A 25,174-nucleotide genomic window follows, 5' to 3' on the forward strand; every position below is an offset into this window, starting at 1 on the left:
AGCCCTCTCCCAGAGGGAGAGGGAACTGACCGAGGTGACTGCGAAAGATACGCCGACGTGAGATACCGAGCCGAACTCAAATTCGAAAGCAGATCAAAAGCCCCTCACCCTAGCCCTCTCCCAGAGGGAGAGGGAACTGACCGAGGTGACTGCGAAAGATACGCCGACGTGAGATACCGAGCCGAACTCAAATTCGAAAGCAGATCAGAAGCCCCTCGCCCTGGCCTTCTCCCGCTGGGAGAGGGAACTGACCGAGGTCATAGCGAAAGATACGCCGACGTGAAATACCGAGCCGAACTCAAATTCGAAAGCAGATCAAAAGCCCCTCGCCCTGGCCTTCTCCCGCTGGGAGAGGGGACTGACCGAGTTGTTTGGGGGGAGATACGCCGACATGCGATTGCGCGTTGAACTCAGCTTTGAAAAGCCCACAAATCGGCTCCAGCACAAACCCAAAGCCGACCGCACGCTCTTCCACCACTCAACAGGATGAGCGTTAGCTCGGCTGCAGCTGTTGATCTTGATTCACCGGCCGCGTCGGCAGGCTGAGCGGAGGGATTGATCCGGGGGTGGGAGCGCAGCGACCGTTTGGCGCAGCCAAACACAGCGAGAGGAGGTGCAGCGAAGCAAACCGTAGGCGCTGCGCCCGGATCGATCCCGGAGCGAAGGAACCCCGAGCCCCAGCGAGCGGGCCGAACGTTGCGGCAAGCCTTTTTGGGGACTTTTTCGGCGTCTGGAAAAAGTGCCTCGCCGTAAGGGCGAAACCGCCAGAAGCAACACCCAAAGCAACGGATATTCACCCATACCACCCACAACATGGTCGGCCCAAAGGCCGCCAAGCCCAAACAAAAAAAAGCCCCGCAACCACACAAGGCCGCGAGGCAAAAAATTGGTTGGTTGCGGCCAACCAAAGGAGCTCAGTCAAATACGTACAAAAGCCAAAATCAGATGCAATCCTGCGCAGCCCGCTCAAAACTCGAAGGCAAAAGATTCGAAGCCAACAAATGCCGCTCGTAGATAAACACCTTGCCGCCATTCCCGGCTTTATAGGCCTCTAAAACGTTGTCAGCGGAAATCTTGCTCGGCACCACAATCCGGTAGCTACGCTGAGTCTGCGAAACAGTCGGGTTCAGCGCACTGCCCTGCAGCTTGGGCACAACACAATCGGCGTACTGCGCAGGCGTCTTGCTCGTCTGCAAAGTCAGGCTCGGATTATTCGGCGCCGAAGCACAACCAGCGAGCAAAGAGGCAACGGCCAGAGCAGGCACAAAGAAAAGACGCATCGGTGTCATCCTGAAAATAAAAGTTCGGTTCAACCGGCAACGGTTCAGCCTCACGGAGCCGCCGTCGCCATTCATGTTTTAAGTGTTCAGCTCGACGCCACCAGCGCCTTGAGCGACACATCGAATTGCTTCAAGGCGTTGAGTTGCAGGTCACGCTGTTTATCGATCTGCGCAGCGATGGCCGGTGCCGCCTGGTTATGCACCCAGACCGATGGCAACTGTTTCTCGACAGCACCTTCAGCCTTGCCGATGTATTGCAGGTCGGCGTCGTAGAAACGCGCGGTAAAGCGTGCTTCGACCAGGCTGTTTTGCTGCGTCAGCAAGCGATTGAAGGTGTCGAGCTTCACCACCACGTCGGGATGAGCCTGCACCAATGCATCGAGGTTGTCGTAAACGGTCACCGACAAGAACTGTTGTTGCAGCGAACTCACCAGCCAGTCGATGGCCAGTTCCGGATCGGAACTGCTGACAAAGGCTTCACGAATTCGCGAGTCGAGCGCATCTTTCGCGCCGTTGACCGCCATGTCGTGGTAACGCTCAAGGTATTGCAGATTGTCCAGGGTGTTCTCGCTGAGCAACACGCCGACGGTTTGCGAATGCTGCAATGTCGCGCTGCTGCCAGTGAGGGTCTGGAAGTGACACGACCCGGCATCGGCTGCGAACGTCGGTGCAGTGAAGAGTGCTCCGCCCGTCAGCAGGGCGACCAAAGCCAGTCGAGTCAATGTGTTCATCGCGCAAATTCCTTGAGTGCGTGTTCGATGAAGGCGATTTTCCGCCGTTTACCGACAAAGCAGAACTTGCGTTTCTTGATGGTCACTATTACTTCTAGCAATAGTTGCGCGATGTGCAGACTGATACACACTCAATTACAACGAGAAAAACATGAAATGAGGAGTTCACCTTGAGAACGTTTGACCTGATCCGTGACGCCGTTCTGCCCGATTTTCGCGAGCGTGTGGCCGAGTATCTGGTTCAGTACGAAAGTGTATTGCTGGACAAAGACACAACCAACCCACAGCTCATCACAGACACCGCCAATCAGTTGCGCGGCTACCTGCGCGGCCTGAACACCACTCGCGTGCTGGGCATGGCCTACTGGGAAGAACTCGATCGTCGCGTCGTCGACACCTGGCTCGCGCCCGAGCAATGACCGACTAGACTTGCCAGGCTGCTGTCCCCGTCAGTCGAACCGGAGGTGCCCCATGAGCAACACCGAACCCACTACTTTCAACGGCTGGGCCGCCACTGCGGCCGGTGCACCACTTGAGCGTTACAGCTTTGATCCCGGCACGTTAGGCGAAGAAGACGTGGAAATCGCCGTGGAATACTGCGGTGTCTGCCACTCCGACCAATCGCTGATCGATAACGACTGGGGCATCAGCCGCTATCCGTTTGTGCCAGGTCACGAAGCCGTCGGCAAGATCGTGCGCATGGGCCTGCAAGTGCGCGGCCTGAAGATGGGTCAACGCGTGGGCATCGGCTGGTACAAGGGGAGCTGCATGCACTGCTCGTCGTGCATTAGCGGTTCGCAACAACTGTGCGGCACCGCGCAACCGACCATCATCGGCAGCAACGGTGGTTTCGCCGACCGTTTGCGCTCGCATTGGGCGTGGGCGATTCCCGTGCCGGAAAACCTTGATCCAGCCATGGTCGGACCGTTGTTCTGCGCGGGCTCCACGGTGTTCAACCCGCTGCTGCAATTCGGCGTGAAACCCACTGACCGCGTCGGCGTGGTCGGCATTGGCGGTCTCGGCCATCTGGCCCTGCGCTTTCTCAATGCCTGGGGCTGCGAAGTCACCGCGTTTACCTCATCACTGAACAAGCAGGACGAAGCCAAACGCCTCGGCGCGCACAACGTCGTCGCCTCGACCGACAGCAATGCGCTTAAGGCAATCGCCGGCACGCTGGACTTCCTGCTGATCAGCGCCAACGCCGACCTCGACTGGACCGCCATGCTCGCCACGTTGCGCGCCAATGGCCGGTTGCACTTCGTCGGCATCGTGCCCAGCGCCATTCCGGTACACGTGTTCGATCTGATCCCGCAGCAGAAATCCCTGTCCGCCTCCCCGGTCGGCTCGCCCGCCACCATGGCGACCATGCTCGAGTTTTGCGCGCGGCATCAGATTCTGCCGCAGGTCGAGATGTTTCCCATGAGCAAGGTCAACGAGGCCGTCGACCATTTGCGCAGCGGCAAGGCGCGTTACCGCGTGGTACTCGACGCCAGTCAATAAAGGATCGGCGCGGCGGTGGATGCCTGCCGCGCCCTCCCCGCTGCCAGCGGTCTGCGCGGCAACGCGACCGCTGCGAAAAAACCGCCCGAACGCTTACAATCGCCGGTCTCACCGCCCATCAGACAGGCTCATCAAGAAATGCCGCTCGACCCTCCTACGATGTTGACCATTTCCATCGCCCTCGCAGCCGCTGCCGCGCTGTACCTGGCGATCGAGTGGCGCAGCATTCGTGAGCCTTCGCTACTGTTCTGGAGCGCCGGTTTCGCCACCATCACTGTCGGTTCCACCTTGGCCCTGCTGCGCAGCAGCGGCTTTCTGCTGATCGGCATCTGGTTCGCCAACGGCTTGCTGGTGACCGCGCATTTCCTGTTCCTGCTCGGCGTGGCGCGCTTCACCCAGATACGCCTGTCGCCGGCCTGGTACCTGATCTTCGTCAGCTGGCTGGTCATGCTGTTGTTGCCGGACGGGCCGCTGTGGTCGAAGGTCATGCTGGCGGCCAATTCGCTACTGGTGGCGCTGTCGACCCTCAAGGCCAGTTCACTGCTGCGCCCACACGGCAAGTCGTTGAGCGTCGGTGCGGTTCAACTGCGTTACGTCCTGCTCGGTCACGGAATTTTCTATGTGGCCAAAGCCCTGACCGTGGTAATTCCCGGCACGCTGATCGATCTGGCGGCGTTTCGTGGCGAGATCATCCAGATTTCTCTGGTCGAGGGCGCGATGGCAATCATGTTGATCGCCTTGTCGATGACCGGCACCGAACGTTATCGCCGGGAAAAACAGATCGCCCGCCTCGCCGAACGCGACCCGCTGACGGCCCTGTACAACCGCCGCGCCCTGGAAAAACGCGCACCGCGCCTGCTTGAACACGTTTCGCCGGAGCATCCCGGCGCCCTGCTGCTGATCGACATCGACAATTTCAAACTGGTCAACGACCAGTACGGCCACACCGCCGGGGATCGTTTGCTGATCGCGCTGAGCGAGATGATCCGCTCGGTGCTGCCGCGCAATGCGCTGACAGCGCGCCTGGGCGGTGACGAGTTTGTCATTCTGTTAAACAGCTCATCGAGTGAGCGCGTCATGGAACTGGGCAACGCCTTGCGCGAGCAATTTATGAGCATGACCGCACAGACATTCCCCACCACCGCAGCCGTGACCCTGAGCATCGGCGCCAACCTGTTCGACAAAGCGCCTGCCAACCTGACCACGCTGATCGAACAAGGCGATGCCGCCCTCTACGAATCGAAACGCGGCGGACGCAATCGCCTACGCCTGACCGGACTCACCACTCCAGGATAATAAAAAGCATGTCCAGCCTCGAGACTCCTCTGCAAGACCTCGCCGCCCCCGAAGGCGTCTGCTACGGCTGCGGCGGCCGCAACCCGCAAGGCCTGCACGTCAAAAGCCACTGGCACGAAGACGGCGTGCACGTCATTGCCGAGCACTTGCCTGAGGCCAAATACTGCGGCTGGCCGGATCTGGTCTACGGCGGGCTGATCGCGATGCTGGTCGACTGCCATTCCAACTGGACGGCCATGGCCTACCACTACCGCGCAGAAAACCGCGAACCCGGCAGCCTGCCGCGCATCGACTGCGTCACCGGCAACCTCGGCATCAAGTTCATCAAACCGACACCGATGGGCGTGCCGCTGGTTTTGCGGGCGACAGTCGAGGGTGACGTCGGGCGCAAGACCCGGGTGATTTGCGAAGTGTATGCGGGGGACGTGCTGACGGCGGTGGGTGATTCGGTGTTTGTGCGGGTCGATACCGGGCAATTGGCTGATGCGGCGCATGGGCGTAAAAGCCAAAGCCCCTCACCCTAGCCCTCTCCCAGAGGGAGAGGGGACTGACCGAGGAGATGTGAGAGTTACGCCGACGTGAGATACCGAGTCGAGCTCTGGTTTTTAGAAAGCCTACAGATCAGCTCCCTTTTGAGATATCGAGTCGAACTCTGGTGTTGAAAAGCCCACAGATCGGCTCCCTCTCCCTTGGGAGAGGGCTGGGGTGAGGGGTGAATTCACCACCGAACCCGATGTGAAACAGGCTTAGCCCTGTTTCACATTCGCCCGCGCCGTATGCAGCTTTTTATAGCTCTCAACCAACCGCAAATGCCGATCCAGCCCTTCCAGCTTCGTACTGGTCGGCGTCAGGCCATAGAAGCGCACGCTGCCATTGACCGAACCAATCGCCGCATCCATACGCTCGTCGCCAAACATGCGACGGAAGTTAGCCTCGTAGTCTTCCAGCTGCAGATCCTCGTCCAGTTCCATCTCCAGCACCACGTTGACCGCTTGATAGAACAAGCCACGCTCGACGGTGTTGTCGTTGTACTGCAGGAACGCTTCAACCAGATCCTTGGCCTGCTCGTACTTCTGCAGGGCGAGGCAGATCAGCAGGCGCAGTTCCAGAATGGTCAACTTGCCCCACGGTGTGTTGTCGTCGAACTCGATGCCGATCAGCGTGGTGATCTCGGTGTAATCGTCCTGCTCACTGTTTTCCAGGCCTTGGGCGAGATTGCGCAGGCCGACCTTGCTGAGGTTGTGCAGGTTGAGGATGTCGGCGCGGAATTGCAGGGCTTTGTTGGTGTTGTCCCAGATCAGGTCTTCGACCGGGTAGATCTCCGAATAGTCCGGCACCAGAATCCGGCAGGCCTTGGCACCGATGTGCTCGTAGACCGCCATGTAGACTTCCTTGCCCATGTCTTCAAGGATGCCGAACAGCGTCGCAGCTTCTTCGGCATTGGAGTTTTCGCCATCGCCGGAGAAATCCCACTCGACGAATTCGAAATCAGGCTTGGCGCTGAAGAAGCGCCACGACACCACGCCGCTGGAGTCGATGAAGTGTTCGACAAAGTTGTTCGGCTCGGTGACGGCCTGCCCCGAGAAAGTCGGTTGCGGCAAGTCGTTGAGGCCTTCGAAACTGCGGCCCTGCAACAGTTCGGTGAGGCTGCGCTCGAGCGCCACTTCCAGGCTTGGGTGCGCGCCGAACGAGGCAAACACGCCGCCAGTGCGCGGGTTCATCAGGGTCACGCACATCACCGGGAATTCACCGCCCAGCGACGCGTCCTTGACCAGCACCGGGAAGCCCTGCTCTTCCAGGCCTTTGATGCCGGCGAGGATGCTCGGGTATTTCTCCAGCACTGCCTGCGGTACATCCGGCAAAGCCATTTCGCCTTCGAGGATTTCGCGTTTGACCGCGCGCTCGAAGATCTCCGACAGGCACTGTACCTGCGCTTCGGCAAGCGTGTTGCCGGCGCTCATGCCGTTGCTCAGGTAGAGGTTTTCAATCAGGTTGGACGGGAAGTACACCACTTCACTGTCGGACTGGCGCACAAACGGCAGCGAGCAGATGCCGCGCTGGGTGTTGCCGGAGTTGGTGTCGAACAGGTTCGAGCCACGCAACTCGCCGTCACGGTTGTAAATTTTCAGGGTGTAGTCGTCGAGAATCTCGCTCGGCAGCTCGTCTTTCGGCCCCGGCTTGAACCATTGTTCGTCCGGATAGTGGACGAACTCGGCGTTGGCAATCTCTTCGCCCCAGAACTGATCGTTGTAGAAGAAGTTGCAGTTCAGCCGCTCGATGAATTCGCCCAGCGCCGAGGCCAGTGCGCCTTCCTTGGTCGCGCCCTTGCCGTTGGTGAAGCACATTGGCGAATGCGCATCGCGGATATGCAGCGACCAGACGTTGGGCACGATGTTGCGCCACGAGGCGATTTCAATCTTCATGCCCAGATCGGCCAAAATCCCCGACATGTTGGCGATGGTCTGCTCCAGCGGCAGGTCCTTGCCGGCAATGAACGTGCCTGCGTCCGAGCCGGCCACCGGCATCAACAGCGCTTGTGCATCGGCGTCGAGGTTGTCGACCTCTTCGATGATGAATTCCGGACCGGTCTGCACAACCTTCTTCACGGTGCAGCGATCAATCGAGCGCAGGATGCCCAAACGATCCTTCTCGGAGATGTCCGCCGGCAATTCCACCTGGATCTTGAAGATCTGGTTGTAGCGATTTTCCGGGTCGACGATGTTGTTCTGCGACAGGCGAATGTTTTCCGTGGGGATGTTGCGCGTGTCGCAATACAACTTCACGAAGTAAGCCGCGCACAACGCCGACGACGCCAGAAAATAGTCGAACGGCCCCGGTGCCGAACCATCACCCTTGTAGCGGATGGGCTGATCGGCGATCACCGTGAAGTCGTCGAACTTGGCTTCAAGTCGAAGGTTGTCGAGAAAGTTGACCTTGATTTCCATGCGGGATTACCAGAATACGGCTAAACGAATGGCGGCCATTATCCGGTTTTTGCGCGGGAAGTCTTGCCCTTTCGGGAATCGCCGCTGATCGGCGGCCTGCCGTTAAAGAGGCAATTCACGCGGGGTTCACTACGCTTTCAGTGCAGTCGCGTAGAAGAATCTGAACATTGCGCCCGCGCCGTGGTTCTAGATTCAGAAGACAGCGGGTCAAGGACGAGCACATGGACATATCCTCTTATGCAGCCCCTCTTCCACCGCGCCAAAGCGCCGTCACCCGGCGCCTGGCCATCGCCGTCGGCGCGCTGTTCGTCAGCGGTGTGATTGCCGCGACAGTCGCCTTGCTGGGGATTGCCAATGCGCTGGATAGCGAAGAAATCGAAAAAACCCGCTTTTATTCGGCACGTGCTTTGGAAAATCGCATCACCGCATCAAAGAACTACATCACCAGCTACGCCTACTGGACCACCGCCTACGAGCATTTAAGCGGTCAGGTCGACACAAACTGGGCCTACACCGAGCAGAACATGGGCAAGACCCTGTTCACCAATGACGGCTATGACGGCCTGTTCGTGCTCGATCGCGAGCGCACCAAATACGCCGTGGTGCGCGGGCAACTGCTCGATGCGGACCTGTCGGCGTATCTGCAGGTCAGCGCCGCGTCGCTGCTGGATCAGGTTCAGGGGCAGAGCGATCTGAGCAAACCGGTCAGCACCTACTCGCTGTTCGAAGGCTGGCCGGCGCTGGTGTCGGTGGCGGCGATCATTCCCAATGATGAGCGGCCGCTGGATTCGGCGCAGAAAACCTCGGTGCTGGTATTCGTCGATAAACTCACCCCGACCAAATTACGCCTGATCGGCAGCGGCTACGGCTTGAGCAACCTGACCCTGGCGCTGGATGAAACCCTTGCGCCCGACCGCCCGCGAGTGCCGCTGGACAGCACCGGCTACAGCCTGATCGCCGATCTGGAGCGGCCCGGGCAACATTTGTTGTGGTCGTTGCTGCCGCCGCTCGGCGCGACGATGCTGGTGTTGATGCTGCTGACCGCCTATTTCTTTCGGCACGCCCTGCGGTCATCGCAATACGTCGACCAGAGTTTTGCCGTCATGCAAACCTCCAATCAGGCACTGGAAAGCGCCAACCGTGGCCTGGAAGCCAGCGAGGAACGCTTTCGCGCCGTGGCAGAAGCCGCGTCCGACTGGATCTGGGAAGTCGACCGCAACCTGGCGCTGACGTACCTGTCGGCGCGCTTCAGCGAAGTGACCGGTTACCCGCAAACCCTGTGGCTGGGGCACGACATCGGCCACCTGTTGAGTTGCGACACCACGCCGCTGGAACTGTGGCTGAGAAACCTGACCGAGGAGAACAGCGCGAGTGACTTGCGTTGCACCTACCGTGACCACTCTGGCCAGACGCGCCACTGTCGGTTGTCCGCCCGGCCAATCTTCGATAAACACGCGGTCATTGGCTATCGCGGCACTGCCAGCGACATCACCGACGAAGTCGCCGCTCATGCGCAAATCCAGCACCTGTCGATGCACGACGCCCTGACCGGTCTGCCCAACCGCAACAAACTCGCGCGATATCTCGATGAAGCGCTGCTGCTCAAGGAGCACGCGCCCCCGCTGTCGCTGTTGATGATCGACCTCGACAACTTCAAACCGATCAACGATTCACTCGGCCACCCGGCCGGTGACGCCGTGCTGCAAGAAGTCGCTGCGCGCCTGCGTGAATGCACCCGCGAACTCGACATCGTCGCGCGACTGGGCGGCGACGAATTTATCGTGGTGCTCAATGGCATGGACAGTCAGCACGAAATCGACAAGTTCTGCACCCGCCTGATCGGCAGCCTGCATCAACCGATAGTCTTCGAACATCACCCGCTGCACATCGGCGCCAGCATCGGCATCTCACTCAGCCGCCGCCACGGCTATGTGCCCAGCGACCTGATCCGTTATGCCGACATCGCTCTCTATCAAGCCAAATCCGAGGGCAAAAACACCTGGTGTTATTTCGAAGCGCACATGAGCGATCAGATCCAGACGCGCCGGCAACTGGAGGATGACCTGCGCCACGCGCTCAAACACAACGAATTCATCTTGCACTATCAGCCGCGCTACAAGGTCGATGGAAAACACATCGTTTCGGTCGAAGCGCTGGTGCGCTGGCAGCATCCGACCAAGGGATTGCTTGGCCCGGACTTGTTCATCCCGCTGGCGGAGCAGACCGATCTGATTGTGCCGCTGGGTCGCTGGGTATTGCGCGAGGCCTGCGAAACGGCGCTGGGCTGGCCGGAGGATATTCTGCTCTCGGTCAATCTGTCGCCGGCGCAGTTCGCCGTCAGCGATGTGGTTGAGGATGTCCGTGAAGTACTGGTGCAAACCCGTTTCCCGGCCAGTCGCCTGGAACTGGAGATCACCGAAAACGTGATGCTCAACGATACCGACGGCGCGTTGACCACCATGAATGCCCTGAAAGAACTCGGCGTGCGCCTGAACATGGATGACTTCGGCACCGGCTATTCATCGCTGGGTTACTTGCGTGCTTATCCTTTCGACGGGATCAAGATCGACAAGCGCTTCATCGCCTCGATCAGCAGCGGCACCAATGATCGCGCAGTGGTGCAGGCGATCATCGGGTTGGGCAAAGCCATGGGCCTCACCGTGACGGCCGAAGGGGTCGAGACCGAAGAGCAACTGGATATTCTCGGGGCCGATCAATGCAATGAGGTGCAGGGTTATTTCATGAGTCGGCCGATCGACAAAGTCGCGTTTGCGCGGCTGCTGCAGGATTCCAGAGGCGCTCAGTTGAAGTCAAAGAAAGGTCGCGTGACCTGAACGGCTGCACCGCGGACCAACCGCTGGAGCCGTTCGCGGCACCTCAACCGTGTGTTCGCCCCGTCTCCCCGATAAACACATTGCCCGCATCCCGCACCAACTGCCGCCATTCGGCGCTGGTGATCAGCCCCTGCTCCTCCATTTCATCGGCGGCCTTTAGCAGTTCGTCGTACTGTTGTTCCGGGTCCAGACGCATCTGCGATTGCGTCGCCAGTTTGCGCCATGCCGCCAGTTTTTCTTGTTTGCGCTGATCGAACATCGGGGATGATCTCGTGAAGGACTCCACGGGTAGAAGGAAACGAGATCGCGATGGTTCAGTGCAGTCGACGGATGGACCACTGACGGCGAAAACTCTACAGATTGAGCCTGTTCAAGATAGCGGTGGCTCAGTTGATGCAGCAGTTGACTGGTCTGGCCTCATCGCTGGCAAGCCAGCTCCCACAGGTATTGTGTTTTTCAGAAGAAGCGAACTCGCTAAATCATTGTGGGAGCTGGCTTGCCAGCGATGGCGGTAAATCAGTCGATATCCTTGCTGGCTGATTCAACGTTTTCGCGAACAAGTCCGGCTCGCGCTTCGGAGCTCTTTAGAACTTTTGCGCTACACGTTTATACGGATAATCCGGATCCCGGTATTTGCCCGGCTTCTGCCGTTTGGGCAACTCGACCTTCTCGCGCTTCACATCCTCATACGGAATGCGACTGAGCACATCGGTGATGATATTCAGGCGTGCGCGGCGTTTGTCGTTGGAATCGGCCACCAGCCATGGCGCGTGTTCGGTGTCGGAGTGCTTGAACATTTCATCCCGCGCTCGTGAGTAGTCATACCAGCGGCTGTAGGATTTCAGGTCCATCGGTGTGAGTTTCCAGGTCTTGCGACCATCATTAATGCGCGCCTCTAGCCGGCGGGTCTGCTCTTCGGGGCTGACTTCCAGCCAGTACTTGAGCAGGATCACCCCGGACTGAACGATCGCGTGTTCGACCCACGGAATGGATTTGAGGAATTTGTCTGCCTGATCGTCCGTGCAGAAGCCCATCACCCGCTCGACACCCGCGCGGTTGTACCAACTGCGGTCGAAGATCACCACTTCGCCTGCCGCCGGTAGATACGGCAGATAACGCTGCACATGCATCTGGCTTTTCTCTCGATCAGTCGGCGCCGGCAGCGCCACCACACGAAAGACACGCGGGCTGACGCGCTCGGTCAGCGCCTTGATCGTGCCGCCCTTGCCGGCGCCATCGCGCCCCTCGAAGACGATGCACACCTTGACGCCCTTGGCGATCACCCACTCCTGCAACTTGACCAGCTCAACGTGCAACTTGCGTAGTTGATCGAGGTAATCCGTGTTTTTCAGCTTGGGACTTTCAGGCGCGGTGGCGGCCTTCTTTTTGCCTTTTGCCATGACCTTGGCCTCTCTCCAATAAATGCAGAAACAGAGTGTTGATTGACGGGACAAACCAGACACGTGAGGTTAGTTCATGCCGTGCTGATTGCCATTGCCGGGCAAAAAGCCAAATTGCCATGTGTTTCGTTCGTTCTTTATTGCGTCGCACTGTTCATTGCCCGTTCTTGCCTGCCTGGAGTTTTTTTGATGCCGTCGCCTAAATCCCTGCCCACCGCCCTGCTCGGCCTGGCCCTCGCCTGCCCGGCCATGGCCGAGACTCAAGGTCTGGAGTTGGGGCAAGTACTGATTTCGGCAGATGAGCAACGGGGTTCCGAAGCCAGTGTTGAAGAAGCCAAGGCCCGCCTGGAACAAGTGCCCGGCGGCACCAACGTGGTCGACATGCGTCAGCCGTTGCAGGGCCGCGTGGCGAGCAATCAGGATGTGCTGGCGTATCAGCCGGGCGTCTATGCGCAGTCGGCGGGCAATGAAGGCGTGAAAATCTCGGTGCGTGGCTCAGGCATCAACCGCGCGCCGGGCGCCCACGCATCGGGGCTGTACACGATGCTCGACGGTCTGCCGCTGAGCGGTCCGGGCGGCACGCCATACGAATTGCTTGAACCGCTGTGGGTCGATCACGTTGAAGTGCTGCGCGGTGCCAACGGTTTTGATCGCGGTTCGCTGGCACTGGGCGGTGCCATCGATTACGTCAGCCACACCGGTTACAACGCGCCAAAACTGCAAGTGCGCTACGCCACCGGCAGCCACGGCTATCAGCAGCGTCAGGTCAGCTCCGGGCAAGTGCTCGGCGACTTCGATTACTACGTGTCGCTCACCGATTCCAACGCCGACGGCTACCAGGATCACACCGCCAGCCAGAGCAAAGGCGTGATCGCCAACTTCGGCTATCGCTTCAACCCGAACCTGGAAACGCGCTTCTACATCCGTTACCGCGAGACTGACAACGACCTCGCCGGCCGCGTGACCAAGCATTCCATCGAACACTCGCCCCGAGCAGCCAATCCGTCCTATGCGGCGCGCGATGACAGCCGCAAACAGCCGGGCAGCACCTTCATCGGCAACAAGACCACCTATTACATCGACGACGATTCGAGCATCCAGACCGGCCTCGTCTACCACGACTACCCGATGGACCTGCGCGAAGGCCCGAACCGCTTGAAAGTCGCCTACACCGACGTCAGCGGCACCTTCGATTACAAGCGCCGTGACACGATTTTCGGCATGGAAAGCCGCAGCAATGTCGGCCTGCGCGTGACCAAACACCTGCCCAATGACGGCGCCAGCGAGTTTGTGCGCATTCCCACCGCGCCCAACACTGTCAGTTACTTGCCGGGCACGCGCATGCGCAACTTCACCTATCAGGGTTCGGACACCGTTCTGCATTTCGGCAACGACCTGGAAATCGCCGACGACCTGTGGCTGACCACCGGCCTCGCCGCCATCTACACCCGCCGCGAAAGCGCCGTGACCTCCCCGCAAAGCGGCGGCAAAACCAGCATGAACGACTGGGACTACGCACCGCGCCTCGGCCTGCGTTACCAGATCACCCCGGACCTGCAAGTGTTCGGCAACCTCAGCCGCTCGGTTGAAGCGCCGCATCCGTGGTCGCTGATCTACAGCTCCAACGTGCGCTTCCCGGAGGGTAATGGCGCCGCGACCGGCACGCAGAAAGACCCGATCAAACTGCAGAACCAGACCGCAACCACACTGGAGCTGGGCGGCCGTGGCGACAGCGTCGTCGGTGAATGGAGTCTGGCGTGGTATTACGCGCAGGTTCGGCATGAATTGCTTTCGGTGTTGCCGGATGCCACGGCCGTCACGCCTTATGAGTTGAACGCCAGCCCCACCATTCACCAAGGCGTGGAAGCCAGCCTCAACAGCAAACTCTGGTCGGCGGCCGATGGCCGTCAGTTGAGTTTGCGTCAGGCGTATACCTTCAGTGATTTCCACTATCGCGATGATGATCGTTTTGGTGACAACCGCTTGCCCGGTCTGCCGATGCACTATTACCAAGGCGAATTGCGTTACGACTGGCCGCTGGGGTTCTTTGCGGCGGTGAATACACAACTGGTGTCGAAAGTTGCGGTGGATTACGCCAACAGTTACTACGCCGATCCTTACGCATTGTTCGGCGCGACGCTGGGTTACAACGCGCCGAAGGGTGACTGGCAGGGTTGGGTGGATATGCGCAATTTGACCGACAAGCACTATGCGGCGACGGTCACGCCGGGGTATGACGACAAAGGGCTGGATGCGGCGCGGTCTACGCCGGGTGAAGGGATGGGGGTTTATGTCGGGGTTTCGTGGAGTTTGCTCTGACATCTGGACCTGTGGGAGCCAGCCTGCTGGCGATGGCGGCGTATCTGTTGCGAAGACGCTAGCTGACCCACCGCCATCGCTTGCAGGCAAGCTCCCACAGTATCCAGTGCTTCAGCCCAGCCGCATCGACAGTTCAATATCGTCCGCAAACGGCACAGACAAATACCCGTTCTGCGGTGCGCGCACATAGGCCAGATACTCCGGGCAATAATCGGTGTTGTCCGCCACCACCAGCGCGCCCGGCTTCAGGTGTTTTTCGACCAGACTCAACACGTCGCCATACAACGCCTTCGCGCCATCGAGCAGGAGCAGATCGACCGATTCCGGCAGATCCGTTGCCAGCGTCAGCAATGCATCGCCTTGGCGAATCTCCACCAGATCGCTGACGCCACCTTCAACGAAGTGATGGCGCGCCAGTTCAATCTTCGACGGTTCGAATTCGCTGCCGATCAACACTCCGCCGCCGTTATCGCGCAGCGCCGCTGCCAGATGCAGGGTGGACAGGCCGAATGAAGTGCCGAACTCGACGATGGCTTTGGCTTTGGTACTGCGCGCCAGCATGTACAACAGTTTGCCGGTGTCGCGAGAGACTGGCAGCCACAGGTCTTTGAGCATTTCATAGAGTTTCAGGTATTCGGTTTTGCTGTGCATCAGGCGTTCGCGTTCTTCGCCAGGCACTGAGTTAAGCAACGGATTGGTGGCAGCGCTGGCTTGGGCGTAGAGGCGTTCGATCAGGCTCGCCAAGGGTTCAGTGGTCAGAGTGGTCATGATTGCTTTCCGTTAGTTGGGGATTAAAATGCGAGTGATTCGTCGCATTTAAATGATGCGAGCGATTCGCTTCTTGCGCTATTCGCATTCCCAAGGACGCCCGAGCTGCCCATGACCAACCGCCAGACTGCCCGTATTTCCTCACGCAAACAGCCGCAGCAGGCTCGCTCCAGCGAACTGGTGGCGGCGATTCTGCAAGCGGCTGTTCAGGTTTTGAGCGAGCACGGCGCCAGCCGTTTCACCACCGCACGGGTTGCAGAAAAGGCTGGCGTGAGCATCGGCTCGCTGTATCAGTACTTCCCCAACAAAGCGGCGATCCTGTTCCGCTTGCAAAGCGATGAATGGCTGCACACCACGCAGATGCTGCAGCGGATTCTGCAAGCGTTTGACCAGCCGCCACTCCAACGCCTGCGTACGTTGGTGCAGGCGTTCATTCGCTCAGAGTGCGACGAAGCACAGATGCGCGGCGCACTGAACGACGCCGCCCCGCTCTACCGCAACGCTCCCGAGGCCCACCAAGTGCGCGCGGCCGGGCGGCAGATTTTCGCGACATTCATGGAAGAGTTGTTGCCCGAGGTCGATGAGCAGATCCGTACCTCAGCGTGCGATCTGATCCTGACCACGCTGAGTTCGGTGGGAAAGGATTTTTCCGGCAGCCCGCGTACTGAGGAGGAAATCTCGGTATGCGCTGACGGGCTGGCGGATATGTTCAGTGCTTATGTTGTGGCGCTCAACGAGCGCCGGGCACCCCTCACGCGCGCTTCGGCAGCTTCCAGTTCGGCCGAATGAAATGGCAGGTGTAGCCATTCGGAATACGCTCGAGGTAATCCTGATGCTCCGGCTCCGCTTCCCAGAACGGCCCCGCCGGTTCGATTTCGGTCACCACGCGGCCCGGCCACAGTTTTGAGGCGTCGACATCGGCAGCCGTGTCCTCGGCGATATCGCGTTGCGCTTCGCTGAGGTAATAAATCGCCGAGCGATAGCTACGACCGAGGTCGTTGCCCTGGCGGTTAGGCGTGCTCGGGTCGTGGATCTGGAAAAAGAATTCAAGGATCTGTCGGTAGCTGATCACCGCAGGATCGAAGGTGATCTCGATGGCTTCAGCGTGGTCGCCATGGTTGCGATACGTGGCGTTCGGCACATCACCGCCGGAGTAACCGACGCGGGTCTGCAACACGCCGGGATAGCGCCGCAGCAAATCCTGCATGCCCCAGAAGCAGCCGCCGGCGAGGATGGCGGTTTCGGTTGGAGTGGTCATGGCTTGTCGTTCCTTTCGCAAGGGTTGGGTGTAGAGACTGATATGGGGGCGTGTTGGCCGATTCCAACGGGTGCGCAGAGCACCGGTCTTTAAACGCTTGATTGCAAATCCGACCGTGACTACGGCTTAGGAATTGCCGGAAGGCTTATCTCAGACATAGGTTCCGGGACAACGGTTTCGTACCCTTTTAAATGCTCCATCAGTTGCTGGTATTTCTGGAGAGGAATGGTTCTGGCCGGTTTCTGCAAATCGTTGCCGAAAAAGTTTTCCCAATGCCCGATCAGCACCTTTTTCGGCCGTGTGACACGCAGCAGTCCGATAGGGTAGTACGCGACTTTGTCCCAACTGGCTGCACAGAGGATTTCAACATCAAAGCCTTTACTGTCGGCAATGACGGGAGGAAATCCCCACGGTGGATCAGCGGCGCTGTCCTGATAATGGATGCGATAAACCGGTCGCCCGCTATCGTCGAGCAGATCAATCACCCACGCCAACGTCTTGTGCCCGTTCTTCCAGTCGAAGATAGAGGTTGGGATCTGCTCAAGATCCCTGTCATAGCCCCCTGGCAAAAGGTTCTGACCGAAAATGTGTGGCGCATGCATGCTCTCGACAGGCATTGCGCGAATCCTTCCGCGTGGCATGCCACCCGGTAGATCCAGAGGGTTTGCGCCATCCCTCAAATATTGCCCTGACGAATAGAACCATGTGCCGGGCCAGCCCGGGTCTTTGTGATTGCTGATTTGCGCGCGGCCCGGCACCACTGTGGTCGGTTTGGGAGTGTAAGCCTGCAAAATATGACGGACCGTTTCCGACCCGTAGATCACCGCATTGGGTGCCTGGACATTAACTACGCGAGCGACGTCGAGCAGGTGATCGTAATGTGCGTGGCCGACCAACAGCATGGTCACATACTGTGCGTCCGGCATGTTTCGATCAATTTTCTCCGGGTCGGACTCTACCGTCAGAGGAGGAACTCCCAGAATCCCCAACGTCGCCGGATTAGTGAAAGACGGTGCCAATAACAGCCCTTCATCTTTCCAGCGCAACAGCCAGCCACCAACACCCAGGAATTTGATTTTCGGCTCGGGCAGGTTGTGATCATCGGTTACCCGCAGCCCTTGTTGCTTGGGAGCATAGGTACACGCTGCGAGCATCAACAAGATCAGCAAAATGAGTGTGCGCATAATCGAGGCATCCTCGATGCAGCTATCATTGGTTGCCATCAACCAGGCACTCCCCTCGCGGGGAATGTCTGGCAAACACGCCGCCTAAAGCCGTCTTCGAACCCGGCTCAAAGTTTCCCTTTTAGCGCCGGTTTGGTCGAGTCGTCTGTGGTTCTGAAGATGCTGAACTCGATAGGTTTACCACTGGCAACAGTGATACTCATGACGTTCGAGTGGGCACCATAGAAAGTGTTTTTCCTGATCGTAGACTTGTATTGAAACCCTGCCCCGGTCACCGTCCTGGGTGACTCGTAGTAAAACTCCAGAGGCAGGCTGGGCGTAAACTGATTGATGGGGCTGGACATGAGCTCATGAACAACGACTTTGTTCCCTGAACTGTCTGTTATATCCATGTCGGCGCAGTACGAGGTGTGCATGTCGCCCGTCAGGAATACCACATCGGTGATGCCATTCTTCAGAATGTGTCCGAGGATCTTTTCTCGTTGAACCTTGAAAGCCGGGTCACACCATTTGTCCTTTTCCGGATTCTTTACTTCCCCCACGAAAGGCACGCTGGTAACGATGAACTTGGTGCTGTTCTTGTGTTGAGTCAGCCAGTTGAGCAGGCTTTTGAGTTGCTTGTCGTCAATCATCTGCTCAAGTGCAGCGATGCGTGAAGTGCGCGTATCCAGCACGAAGAATTGAACGTCGCCATAGCTGAAAGCATAAAAGTACTGGTCCGGCGATCCCAGCGTGACCGGGTTGTGCGAGTGCTGGAATTCCCAATAGGTCTTGAGTGCGATACGTGGCAAAGTACTACCGAGTTCTCCGCTACCGTGCTCGTAGTTATTAATGATCTCGTGATCATCCAGAATCATGTAATGCGGCAATTCAGTCAGTACTTTTTTCGCCGGAATGCAGTCGTCCCAGGCGTCCAGATACTTGTCCCGAAAGTGCTCCAGACTGGCCTCAGGCTTGAAAGGAATATCGGCATAGATCTGATCGCCTGCATGGATCATGAAGCGAGCCTGCGTTTTTGCTGCCACTCTGGAAATCGTTATCCAGGACTGATCCGGTCGCTCCAGAATTCCCAGTGAGTGCAGGTTGCAAGAGCCCAGCAAAAAGGTGAAGGGTTGCTTGGCGGTTTTCGGAAAGGTTTTGAAGCCGCCTTCGGCGTAGGCATCCCTGACGCGCGCATCGACCGGGTCTTTGAGCGTTTTTCCGAAGGCTACCTTGACCTTGTAATCAGTGTCGGCAGCCAATCCAGTGAACTCATGAACGTGAGTGAAAAACTCGGATTCTTCGGTAATTATTGAACGCTCATCCATTATTTTCTTGTTGGCAGGATTGATCAACTGGACGAAAACCGCCGGCCAGCGCGCTGATGCTCTCACCCAGACCTTGGCGGAAGTGTCTGTCGTGTGTCCCAGAATAAGCCTTGGCATTTGAATATCCTTTTGTAGACGGTCCCTAGCTTTCCCGGTCGTTGTCGACCAGGTTCACAGGCGCTGAGGATGCTACGAATCGAACGGCTTGTTCTGATGAGCAAATGGCTTCGTTACATGGTCAAATACGCGCTTGGGTGGATTGTAGATTCCCGTATGGTTTGTGCCAGTTTGCTGCGAAAAGCACCATTTGTACCGTAGGGCCAGCGCGAAGGCCTTTAATGTCGAAACAACCTTATTCTCTAAAAGCCGATCGCATTCAGGCAGCAAGCTGCTTTACTCCAATGAAGGACAGGCATCGGAGGCGAATATGGCGAGCAAGGTAGTGGATCTTGTACGGGGCAGTTCGTTTTTTAAAACTGCTGCCGGAATGCATCGAAACCCATTGGGGCTCATTGCATTGTTCATCATCTCGGTTTATGCAATCGGAGCGCTCGTTGTTGCATTTGGAAACGACAAGTTTTATGGGGCTCCAAGCCACCCGGTGATTTTGTTTATGGCGACCTTTCCCGTTGCCGTGCTTTTCGTTTTTTACTTACTGGTTGCGTACTACCACACCCACCTCTATGGGCCTGGCGACTTCATCAATCAGGATCATTTCTTTTTAGGAGCAACCCCAAAAGCACTAAAAGGACTTACGACAGGCGCCGCTATTTCCGGAACACCGATACCAGCGACCGAGTCGGATATTTCAGCCTTGAATGCTGCATACGAACGCATGATCGACTTTGGCTTCATTCTCCTTCATCAATCGGAGACTCTTCGCGCTAGAACTACTCCGGGAAGCGGGTTGTTCAAAGTAAGGGTTTGGATAGAACCCATGGACCGAGAAAACAATCTTGCTGAAATTGAGTCGGTTACCTACCGGGTCTGGGAAGATTTCCCGCAACCCGTAATCGCTTCTTCAGATCAACAATCGTCTTTTGACCTCTGGTTAAAAATCTACGGAGAGTTTCCGGTATTGGCCGTAGTGAGGAAGAAAAATGGCGAGACGTTCCATTTGATGAGGCACATCGACTTACCTGGGCGTCCCATGGACTGACCGAGAAAAGCCAGGTCGACATCGGCTTCGAGTCCTGTTCATCCAACGTCTACTGCCAAAACAGCTGCATCACCGCCGTCTAAACCGCCGACTTCGAAAAACTCCGCACCCTCATGCCACCCGAAGTCCTCATCACCGTACAACCCCTCCAAATCTGCCCCGGTCGGGGCCTGATCGCGTTCACCGCGCACACTTACGATTACTGCGACAGCGACGCCTACAACGAAATCGCCGTGTCGATCGTCACCAGCAAACCCGCCATGCCTCCAGCCGAAACTCGGACGCGGTGACGATTACTATGGGCGACGAGAGTTTGTCGAATTATCTGCGGGCGTCGGGGCTGGGGAAAAACGCTGAAGTATGAGTATTTGACGTCATTTCAGAGTGCACTGTACACCCCCCAAATCCTTTGTTTTGCTCGATGCGCGCTGACCCAAGAGATTGACCGAAGGGTGGATCCACAGATTTTTCTGGAGCCGTTCAGCTATCCAGCGGCCTAGGTTCAACAGCGTTTAAATACGCCTGGTACAAGTGGGCCTTCAGTATCCCTCAAGGCTGGCGATAACCTGTTCGGTGGTTCAGTCGGGCGTGAGCATTTTCGCACTGATCCACCCGCCAATCTTCTATTGATCATGGACTCTCCAATGCTTCACCGTATCCACGCCGATTATCACCAGGCAACCTTCAGCCGTAGCGCCTGCGCTTGGCTGTTTATCGACGACGTTCCCATCGAGCGGTGGCTCAACGACCATCTCGAATACCCCGGCCTCGACATGAACGCTCTTTCGCTGATCTGGTTGCTGGACGAGGAAGAGGACGCCCTCGCCCAACGCCGCTTCGCACCTGCCGAGGACGGTTCGTCGACGCTGGTGCCGTTGCTGGTCTGCAGCGATGACATGGACTTCGATTGCTTTGTGCTGATGACCGAACAGGTGATCGATGGCGATACTTTGCACTGGCGTCGCTTTGGCTTGAGCGTTTCCAGCGGCCTGGAAGTCGGCATCAGTACGCGGTGGGACGCCGAAAACCGTCCGGTCAGTTTTTCCCTGGCGCAGTTTCGCGGCGCGCTGGAGGATTTTTACAGACTGATGAAAGCCGGGGGTGCCGAGTAGCAGGCTACACCACCGCCGACCGACACCTCCGGGCATCAGTGCCCGACAACCGCCGCCGCTCCAGCAACACGCGGCCCAGACCGGAACCCGTGCACCCGCGCGCCGAAGGCGATTACAAACCCAAGGCTCACCAACACCACCATCGCCCACGGAAACGAGGCGACGCCCCAGCGGTCGAGCAACACCCCGCCGACCACCCCGCTACCGGCAATCGCGCTGTTCCACGCCACCACATTCAACGACAGCGCGACATCGGCGCCTTCACCGGCGGCATCTGCCAGCGCCGTCTGCAACAAAGTCGCCGCACCGCCAAAACTCAATCCCCACACCGCCACGCCTAGGTAAATCACCTGCGGCATACGCCCGAAAAAGCCGAACACTACGCAAACCAGTGCAAACGTGGCCAGGCTCACCAGCACGGTCTTGCGCAACAGCGGCTCAACCCGTTTCGCCGTCAGCCAGATCCCCGCCAGCGCGGCGATGCCGAACACCAGCAAGACCAGATCCACACGATCGGCCAACCCCGCCGGGGCTACGAACGGCGCGATGTAGGTATAGAGAATGTTGTGCGCGAGCATCCAGCTGATCACCACTGCCAGCACCGGTCGGACGCCCGGTGTGGTCAATACGCGGCGCAGCGACAGACGTTGATGCGCAGGTTGCGGCGGATAATCCGGCACTTTCACCAACACCCAGACGATCAGGATCAAGGTCAGGGCCGACATCAACCCGAACGTCGTGCGCCAACCGACGAGGCCTCCCAGCCATGTGCCGAGCGGCACACCGAGTGACAGGGCAATCGGCGTACCGACCATGGCCAGTGCCAATGCCTTGCCCTGTTGATCCGGCTCGACCATGCGTCGCGCATACCCGGCCAACAGACTCCAAGCCAGACCCGCCGCAACCCCGGCGAAAAACCGCGCCACCAGCGTCACACCATAGTGCGACGACAGCGCCGTAATCGAGTTGAACAACAGAAAACCAACAATCGTCAGCAACAACACATTGCGCCGACGCCAACCACGCGTGGCGATGGTCATGGGGATCACCGCCAGCACCGAGCCCAGCGCGTACGCGGTGACCATTTGCCCGGCCATGGACGGCGAAATCGCCAGGCCATCGCTGATCAGCGGCAACAGTCCGGCGGGCAAGGTTTCGGTCACGATGCAGATAAAACCGGTCATGGCCAGCGCCAGCAAGGCGCCGATGGGCAAGCGTTTTGGCGCTGCCGATAAAGTCATTGAAGGTGTCACGGGAAACTCCTTGAGCGCAAAATGTCAGACTTAAATACCGATCGATATAAAATACTGGCGGCAGTCGAGGCACGTTGTCAATGACTTATGTATCGACTAGTATCCAAATCACTTTCCGAGGAGTTTCTGCTATGGCCAGAACCGGTCGCCCCCGCGCATTCGATCGCGACGACGCCGTTGACCAGGCGATGCAATTGTTCTGGCAACACGGCTACGACTCGACCTCCCTCGCCCTGTTGAAGGCGCAATTGGGCGGCGGCATCTCCGCGCCAAGCTTCTACGCCGCATTCGGCTCAAAAGAAGCCTTGTTCGATGAGTGCGTGCAGCGTTACCTCACCACCTTCGCCCAGGTCACCGAATGCCTGTGGGACGAAACCCTGCCGCCACGCCAGGCCATCGAGACCGCGCTGCGCCAGTCGGCATGCATGCAATGCGATGACGGCCACCCCAAGGGCTGCATGGTCACCCTCGGCGTCATGAGCGCGCCCAGCCCGGAAAACGCCGGTGTCGTCGAAGCCCTCACCCACTCCCGCGCCCGCACACGCGCCGGGATTCGAGCATGTGTCGAGCGAGGTGTGACCGAGGGATTATTAGCGGACGACACAAACGCAGCCGCCATGGCGACGGTGTTCGACAGCTTCCTGCAGGGGATTTCCATTCTGGCTCGGGACGATACGCCGCTGGAGAGCATTGATGCGGCGATTACGCAGGTGATGGGGACGTGGGATTTGGCCCGTACCCTACGCAACTGATCCGCCGCCACCGTCATCGGCCCCGGTGCCGGTTGCGGATACGCCGTACCACGGGCGGTGTGGAAGGTGATGTTGCTTTCGACTTTCTGAATGACCTGATGACTGTGCCCGTTCAGCACCGTCACCGAACCGTACTTGCTCAGCCCCGACGCCGACAAACCTCATCAAGCCCAATCAATTCGGGGCTTCAACGTCGTCTCGTGGCAAGTCAACCACATGCGCTACGTCCTCGTCTCCGACGTCGTAAAAAGCGAACTGCAGACCTTCAGTCAGCTCCTGCCCCCCCCTAACCACCATCCCCAAGGAGCTGCGGCACGCTGCGCCTACAGGGGGCAGCCTGGATGTTGGTGGGGCGAAACGTCAGACGCCGCCAGTAGCGCTCCTCAACATCCGGGAAAAGCGTGAGATCGCCAAATGGATTTCATCCTGAGTATCGCCATCCCAATCCTCAATCGTCGCCAACTCAGCCCTCAGCGCGTCAATTCGATCGCGTATTTCAGCAACCTCTTCGTCCCCACATTGCCGCGCAATTGCCGTCCACTGCTCTTCCGAAATACGCTGCTGCACGGAAAGCCCCGCACTCGCTTGCGCGATCATTGCTGACAGTTTACTCATCAAATGCCCCTCATCTATTCCGTCCAGGCCGTTCGGCCCGATGCTCCCACCGATAACTTTGGATGACGTAATCAATCGACATCGTTGGGCTAGTGGCCATCCAAGTGTGAGCGTCAAAATGGCTGCCGCTGCTACAGGCGAGAATGCAAATTCAAAATGTATTTTTCCACAACATTGAGGCTACAACGAGCCTCGGCTCCTGATGGCAGAGGGAAACCTCTGGGAAATTTCCTACAAGCCAGCGGGAAGCCGGCTATTCGATGCGCCCCTTGTGATCCTGATAATTCAGCCCTTCGTTGGCCGACGCCAACAACGTCCAGATGCAGTCAGCCTGCATTGAATGGCCGTTTTCTTCTCAGGAGGGCACACACCATGAAGATCGGGTTACGGATGCTGGGCGGGCTTGGCGCATCGGCGTTGATGCTGATGGCGGCGCCGGCGATGGCGGCTTGCACCTGGGCGACGGGCAACAATACGGTCAAGCAGTTGACGCTCACCGGTGGTGCGGTGTTCGCGCCGCGAGACGTGCCGATCGGCACCACGCTGAACACCAACGGCACCATGCGACAGCTGAATTTCGGTGACACCTTGCTGTGTTATGGCACGGCCACCTACAACACGACACTGATCGGTCCGGTGGCGGTAAACATTCCGGTGGATGTGCTGGATGTGCCGACCAATGCCTTGCTGCAGACCAACGTGCCCGGCATTGGCCTGGCAATCTACATGACCGGTTTCGCTGCCGCATGGATTACGCCGCCGGGTAATCCCAACCGCTTCATTCCCTTCAACATGAATCGCACCGCTCCAAGCCAGGCGAACATGAACCAGGCGATGATGCGTTATGCGCTGATCAAGACCGGTGACATCGCGCCTGGCACCCACACCATCAACCAACTGGTCGCCACTGGCACTTCGGACATGGGCCCAATGTTCGACCTGACCTTTACCGCTACCGTGACCCTGGCCGGCTGCTCCCTGCCCGCCGCACCGGGCAACCAGATCAACGTGCCCATGGGCACCTGGGAAAAACGCGTATTCAACGGCAAAAACTCCACCACCCAAGCCCAGCCGTTCGCCATTACCCTCAACGCCTGCATCGCCGGCAACAACTATCCATCGAACACCAACGGCTACTTCAACGGCAACTTCGCCAACATTCAGATCGATGCCGACAAGACCTCAACCATCCTCGACGCGGCCAACGGTGTCCTGAGCCTGTCGAGCGATTCGACGGCTCAAGGCGTGGCCATTCAGGTGTTGCAGGACAACGGCACGCCGATGAATCTGGGTCAGCCCGTGCGCCTCAATCGGATCGTCAACGGCGTGACGTCAGTGCCACTCCGAGCCCGTTATATCCAGACCGGCGATGGGCCGACGCCGCAACCCGGCACCGCCAATGGCCATGCGAGTTTTACCGTGACTTACCGCTGAAATCCACCCACAAAAATCCACCTGTTT

General features: G+C 58.4%; 22 protein-coding genes and 3 pseudogenes. 13 read left to right on the forward strand and 12 right to left on the reverse strand.

All coding sequences use genetic code 11. The features are described from left to right. Positions 1 to 941: 941 nt before the first annotated feature. Complete coding sequence (locus tag ACIF4X_RS03815; RefSeq protein WP_397481187.1) at positions 942 to 1,280, reverse strand: hypothetical protein; 339 nt, start codon at positions 1,278 to 1,280, stop codon at positions 942 to 944. An 86-nt stretch (positions 1,281 to 1,366) separates the two neighbouring features. Beyond that, positions 1,367 to 2,011: an ATPase gene (locus ACIF4X_RS03820; RefSeq protein ID WP_175554164.1), complete on the reverse strand. Its 645-nt coding sequence runs from the start codon at positions 2,009 to 2,011 to the stop codon at positions 1,367 to 1,369. Positions 2,012 to 2,181: 170 nt separating this feature from the next. Here ACIF4X_RS03820 and ACIF4X_RS03825 point away from each other — a divergent pair, with 170 nt between their 5' ends. From ACIF4X_RS03825 to ACIF4X_RS03840, 4 genes are all read left to right on the forward strand, one after another. After that, positions 2,182 to 2,430: a hypothetical protein gene (locus tag ACIF4X_RS03825; RefSeq protein WP_397480990.1), complete on the forward strand. Its 249-nt coding sequence runs from the start codon at positions 2,182 to 2,184 to the stop codon at positions 2,428 to 2,430. A gap of 52 nt (positions 2,431 to 2,482) precedes the next feature. Then, positions 2,483 to 3,511, forward strand: coding sequence for an NAD(P)-dependent alcohol dehydrogenase (locus tag ACIF4X_RS03830; protein ID WP_397480991.1), 1,029 nt, complete (start codon positions 2,483 to 2,485; stop codon positions 3,509 to 3,511). A gap of 138 nt (positions 3,512 to 3,649) precedes the next feature. Then, positions 3,650 to 4,807 (forward strand): GGDEF domain-containing protein, encoded by a 1,158-nt coding sequence (locus tag ACIF4X_RS03835; RefSeq protein ID WP_397480992.1) that lies wholly within the window; start codon positions 3,650 to 3,652, stop codon positions 4,805 to 4,807. A gap of 8 nt (positions 4,808 to 4,815) precedes the next feature. Further along, positions 4,816 to 5,331, forward strand: coding sequence for a PaaI family thioesterase (locus tag ACIF4X_RS03840; RefSeq protein WP_397480993.1), 516 nt, complete (start codon positions 4,816 to 4,818; stop codon positions 5,329 to 5,331). A 222-nt stretch (positions 5,332 to 5,553) separates the two neighbouring features. Here ACIF4X_RS03840 and ACIF4X_RS03845 read toward each other — a convergent pair whose 3' ends face one another. Continuing rightward, positions 5,554 to 7,752 carry an OsmC domain/YcaO domain-containing protein gene (locus ACIF4X_RS03845; protein ID WP_397480994.1) on the reverse strand — a complete coding sequence of 733 codons (2,199 nt, stop codon included), beginning with the start codon at positions 7,750 to 7,752 and terminating at the stop codon, positions 5,554 to 5,556. Positions 7,753 to 7,973: 221 nt separating this feature from the next. On the opposite strand from ACIF4X_RS03845, the gene ACIF4X_RS03850 reads away from it, so the two are divergent. After that, positions 7,974 to 10,586: an EAL domain-containing protein gene (locus tag ACIF4X_RS03850; RefSeq protein WP_397480995.1), complete on the forward strand. Its 2,613-nt coding sequence runs from the start codon at positions 7,974 to 7,976 to the stop codon at positions 10,584 to 10,586. A 43-nt stretch (positions 10,587 to 10,629) separates the two neighbouring features. On the opposite strand, the gene ACIF4X_RS03855 is transcribed toward ACIF4X_RS03850, so the two are convergent. Together ACIF4X_RS03855 and ppk2 are read right to left on the reverse strand one after the other, a co-directional pair. Further along, positions 10,630 to 10,845: a hypothetical protein gene (locus ACIF4X_RS03855; RefSeq protein WP_397480996.1), complete on the reverse strand. Its 216-nt coding sequence runs from the start codon at positions 10,843 to 10,845 to the stop codon at positions 10,630 to 10,632. A gap of 325 nt (positions 10,846 to 11,170) precedes the next feature. Further along, positions 11,171 to 11,986: a polyphosphate kinase 2 gene (gene ppk2 / locus ACIF4X_RS03860; RefSeq protein ID WP_397480997.1), complete on the reverse strand. Its 816-nt coding sequence runs from the start codon at positions 11,984 to 11,986 to the stop codon at positions 11,171 to 11,173. A 189-nt stretch (positions 11,987 to 12,175) separates the two neighbouring features. On the opposite strand from ppk2, the gene ACIF4X_RS03865 reads away from it, so the two are divergent. Next, entirely contained in the window at positions 12,176 to 14,305 is a 2,130-nt protein-coding gene (locus tag ACIF4X_RS03865; RefSeq protein WP_397480998.1) for a TonB-dependent receptor family protein, read from the forward strand. A gap of 111 nt (positions 14,306 to 14,416) precedes the next feature. Here ACIF4X_RS03865 and ACIF4X_RS03870 read toward each other — a convergent pair whose 3' ends face one another. Next, the gene (locus ACIF4X_RS03870) at positions 14,417 to 15,073 is read right to left on the reverse strand and encodes an O-methyltransferase (RefSeq protein WP_397480999.1); all 657 of its coding nucleotides are present in this window, start codon (positions 15,071 to 15,073) and stop codon (positions 14,417 to 14,419) included. A gap of 111 nt (positions 15,074 to 15,184) precedes the next feature. Here ACIF4X_RS03870 and ACIF4X_RS03875 point away from each other — a divergent pair, with 111 nt between their 5' ends. Next, on the forward strand, positions 15,185 to 15,862 hold the full coding sequence (locus ACIF4X_RS03875; protein WP_397481000.1) for a TetR family transcriptional regulator: 678 nt from the start codon (positions 15,185 to 15,187) through the stop codon (positions 15,860 to 15,862). Here ACIF4X_RS03875 and msrA read toward each other — a convergent pair. The 3 genes from msrA to ACIF4X_RS03890 all read right to left on the reverse strand — a co-directional run bounded on the left by msrA (position 15,825) and on the right by ACIF4X_RS03890 (position 18,939). Beyond that, on the reverse strand, positions 15,825 to 16,331 hold the full coding sequence (gene msrA / locus ACIF4X_RS03880) for a peptide-methionine (S)-S-oxide reductase MsrA (RefSeq protein ID WP_397481001.1): 507 nt from the start codon (positions 16,329 to 16,331) through the stop codon (positions 15,825 to 15,827). The genes ACIF4X_RS03875 and msrA overlap by 38 nt on opposite strands. A 119-nt stretch (positions 16,332 to 16,450) precedes the next feature. Continuing rightward, positions 16,451 to 17,554 carry an MBL fold metallo-hydrolase gene (locus ACIF4X_RS03885; protein WP_397481002.1) on the reverse strand — a complete coding sequence of 368 codons (1,104 nt, stop codon included), beginning with the start codon at positions 17,552 to 17,554 and terminating at the stop codon, positions 16,451 to 16,453. A gap of 68 nt (positions 17,555 to 17,622) precedes the next feature. Next, positions 17,623 to 18,939 carry an alkaline phosphatase D family protein gene (locus tag ACIF4X_RS03890; protein ID WP_397481003.1) on the reverse strand — a complete coding sequence of 439 codons (1,317 nt, stop codon included), beginning with the start codon at positions 18,937 to 18,939 and terminating at the stop codon, positions 17,623 to 17,625. A gap of 310 nt (positions 18,940 to 19,249) precedes the next feature. Here ACIF4X_RS03890 and ACIF4X_RS03895 point away from each other — a divergent pair, with 310 nt between their 5' ends. From ACIF4X_RS03895 to ACIF4X_RS03905, 3 genes and pseudogenes are all read left to right on the forward strand, one after another. Beyond that, positions 19,250 to 19,981, forward strand: coding sequence for a pYEATS domain-containing protein (locus ACIF4X_RS03895; protein ID WP_397481004.1), 732 nt, complete (start codon positions 19,250 to 19,252; stop codon positions 19,979 to 19,981). Positions 19,982 to 19,983: 2 nt separating this feature from the next. Then, positions 19,984 to 20,238, forward strand: a pseudogene (locus ACIF4X_RS03900) (acetoacetate decarboxylase (ADC)); the annotation flags it as partial. Between the two features lie 387 nt (positions 20,239 to 20,625). Then, positions 20,626 to 21,093: a hypothetical protein gene (locus ACIF4X_RS03905; RefSeq protein ID WP_397481005.1), complete on the forward strand. Its 468-nt coding sequence runs from the start codon at positions 20,626 to 20,628 to the stop codon at positions 21,091 to 21,093. Between the two features lie 35 nt (positions 21,094 to 21,128). Here ACIF4X_RS03905 and ACIF4X_RS03910 read toward each other — a convergent pair whose 3' ends face one another. Next, a complete protein-coding gene (locus ACIF4X_RS03910) occupies positions 21,129 to 22,346 on the reverse strand; it encodes an MFS transporter (RefSeq protein ID WP_397481006.1) in 1,218 nt (405 codons plus the stop codon). A 131-nt stretch (positions 22,347 to 22,477) separates the two neighbouring features. Here ACIF4X_RS03910 and ACIF4X_RS03915 point away from each other — a divergent pair, with 131 nt between their 5' ends. Continuing rightward, the gene (locus ACIF4X_RS03915) at positions 22,478 to 23,098 is read left to right on the forward strand and encodes a TetR/AcrR family transcriptional regulator (RefSeq protein ID WP_397481007.1); all 621 of its coding nucleotides are present in this window, start codon (positions 22,478 to 22,480) and stop codon (positions 23,096 to 23,098) included. On the opposite strand, the pseudogene ACIF4X_RS03920 reads toward ACIF4X_RS03915, so the two are convergent. Further along, a pseudogene (locus tag ACIF4X_RS03920) lies at positions 23,089 to 23,241 on the reverse strand (metallophosphoesterase); the annotation flags it as partial. The gene ACIF4X_RS03915 and the pseudogene ACIF4X_RS03920 overlap by 10 nt on opposite strands. A 1-nt stretch (position 23,242) precedes the next feature. Between ACIF4X_RS03920 and ACIF4X_RS03925 the strand changes: the two are divergent. After that, positions 23,243 to 23,377: pseudogene (locus ACIF4X_RS03925) on the forward strand (anti-sigma factor); the annotation flags it as partial. Between the two features lie 81 nt (positions 23,378 to 23,458). Here the strand turns inward: ACIF4X_RS03925 and ACIF4X_RS03930 are convergent. After that, positions 23,459 to 23,713 carry a hypothetical protein gene (locus tag ACIF4X_RS03930; RefSeq protein WP_397481008.1) on the reverse strand — a complete coding sequence of 85 codons (255 nt, stop codon included), beginning with the start codon at positions 23,711 to 23,713 and terminating at the stop codon, positions 23,459 to 23,461. Positions 23,714 to 24,085: 372 nt separating this feature from the next. Between ACIF4X_RS03930 and ACIF4X_RS03935 the strand changes: the two genes are divergently transcribed. Continuing rightward, positions 24,086 to 25,147: a fimbrial protein gene (locus ACIF4X_RS03935; protein WP_397481009.1), complete on the forward strand. Its 1,062-nt coding sequence runs from the start codon at positions 24,086 to 24,088 to the stop codon at positions 25,145 to 25,147. Positions 25,148 to 25,174: the final 27 nt, after the last annotated feature.

This window comes from Pseudomonas sp. NPDC085632 (genome assembly GCF_044541255.1).
Classification (GTDB): Bacteria; Pseudomonadota; Gammaproteobacteria; order Pseudomonadales; family Pseudomonadaceae; genus Aquipseudomonas.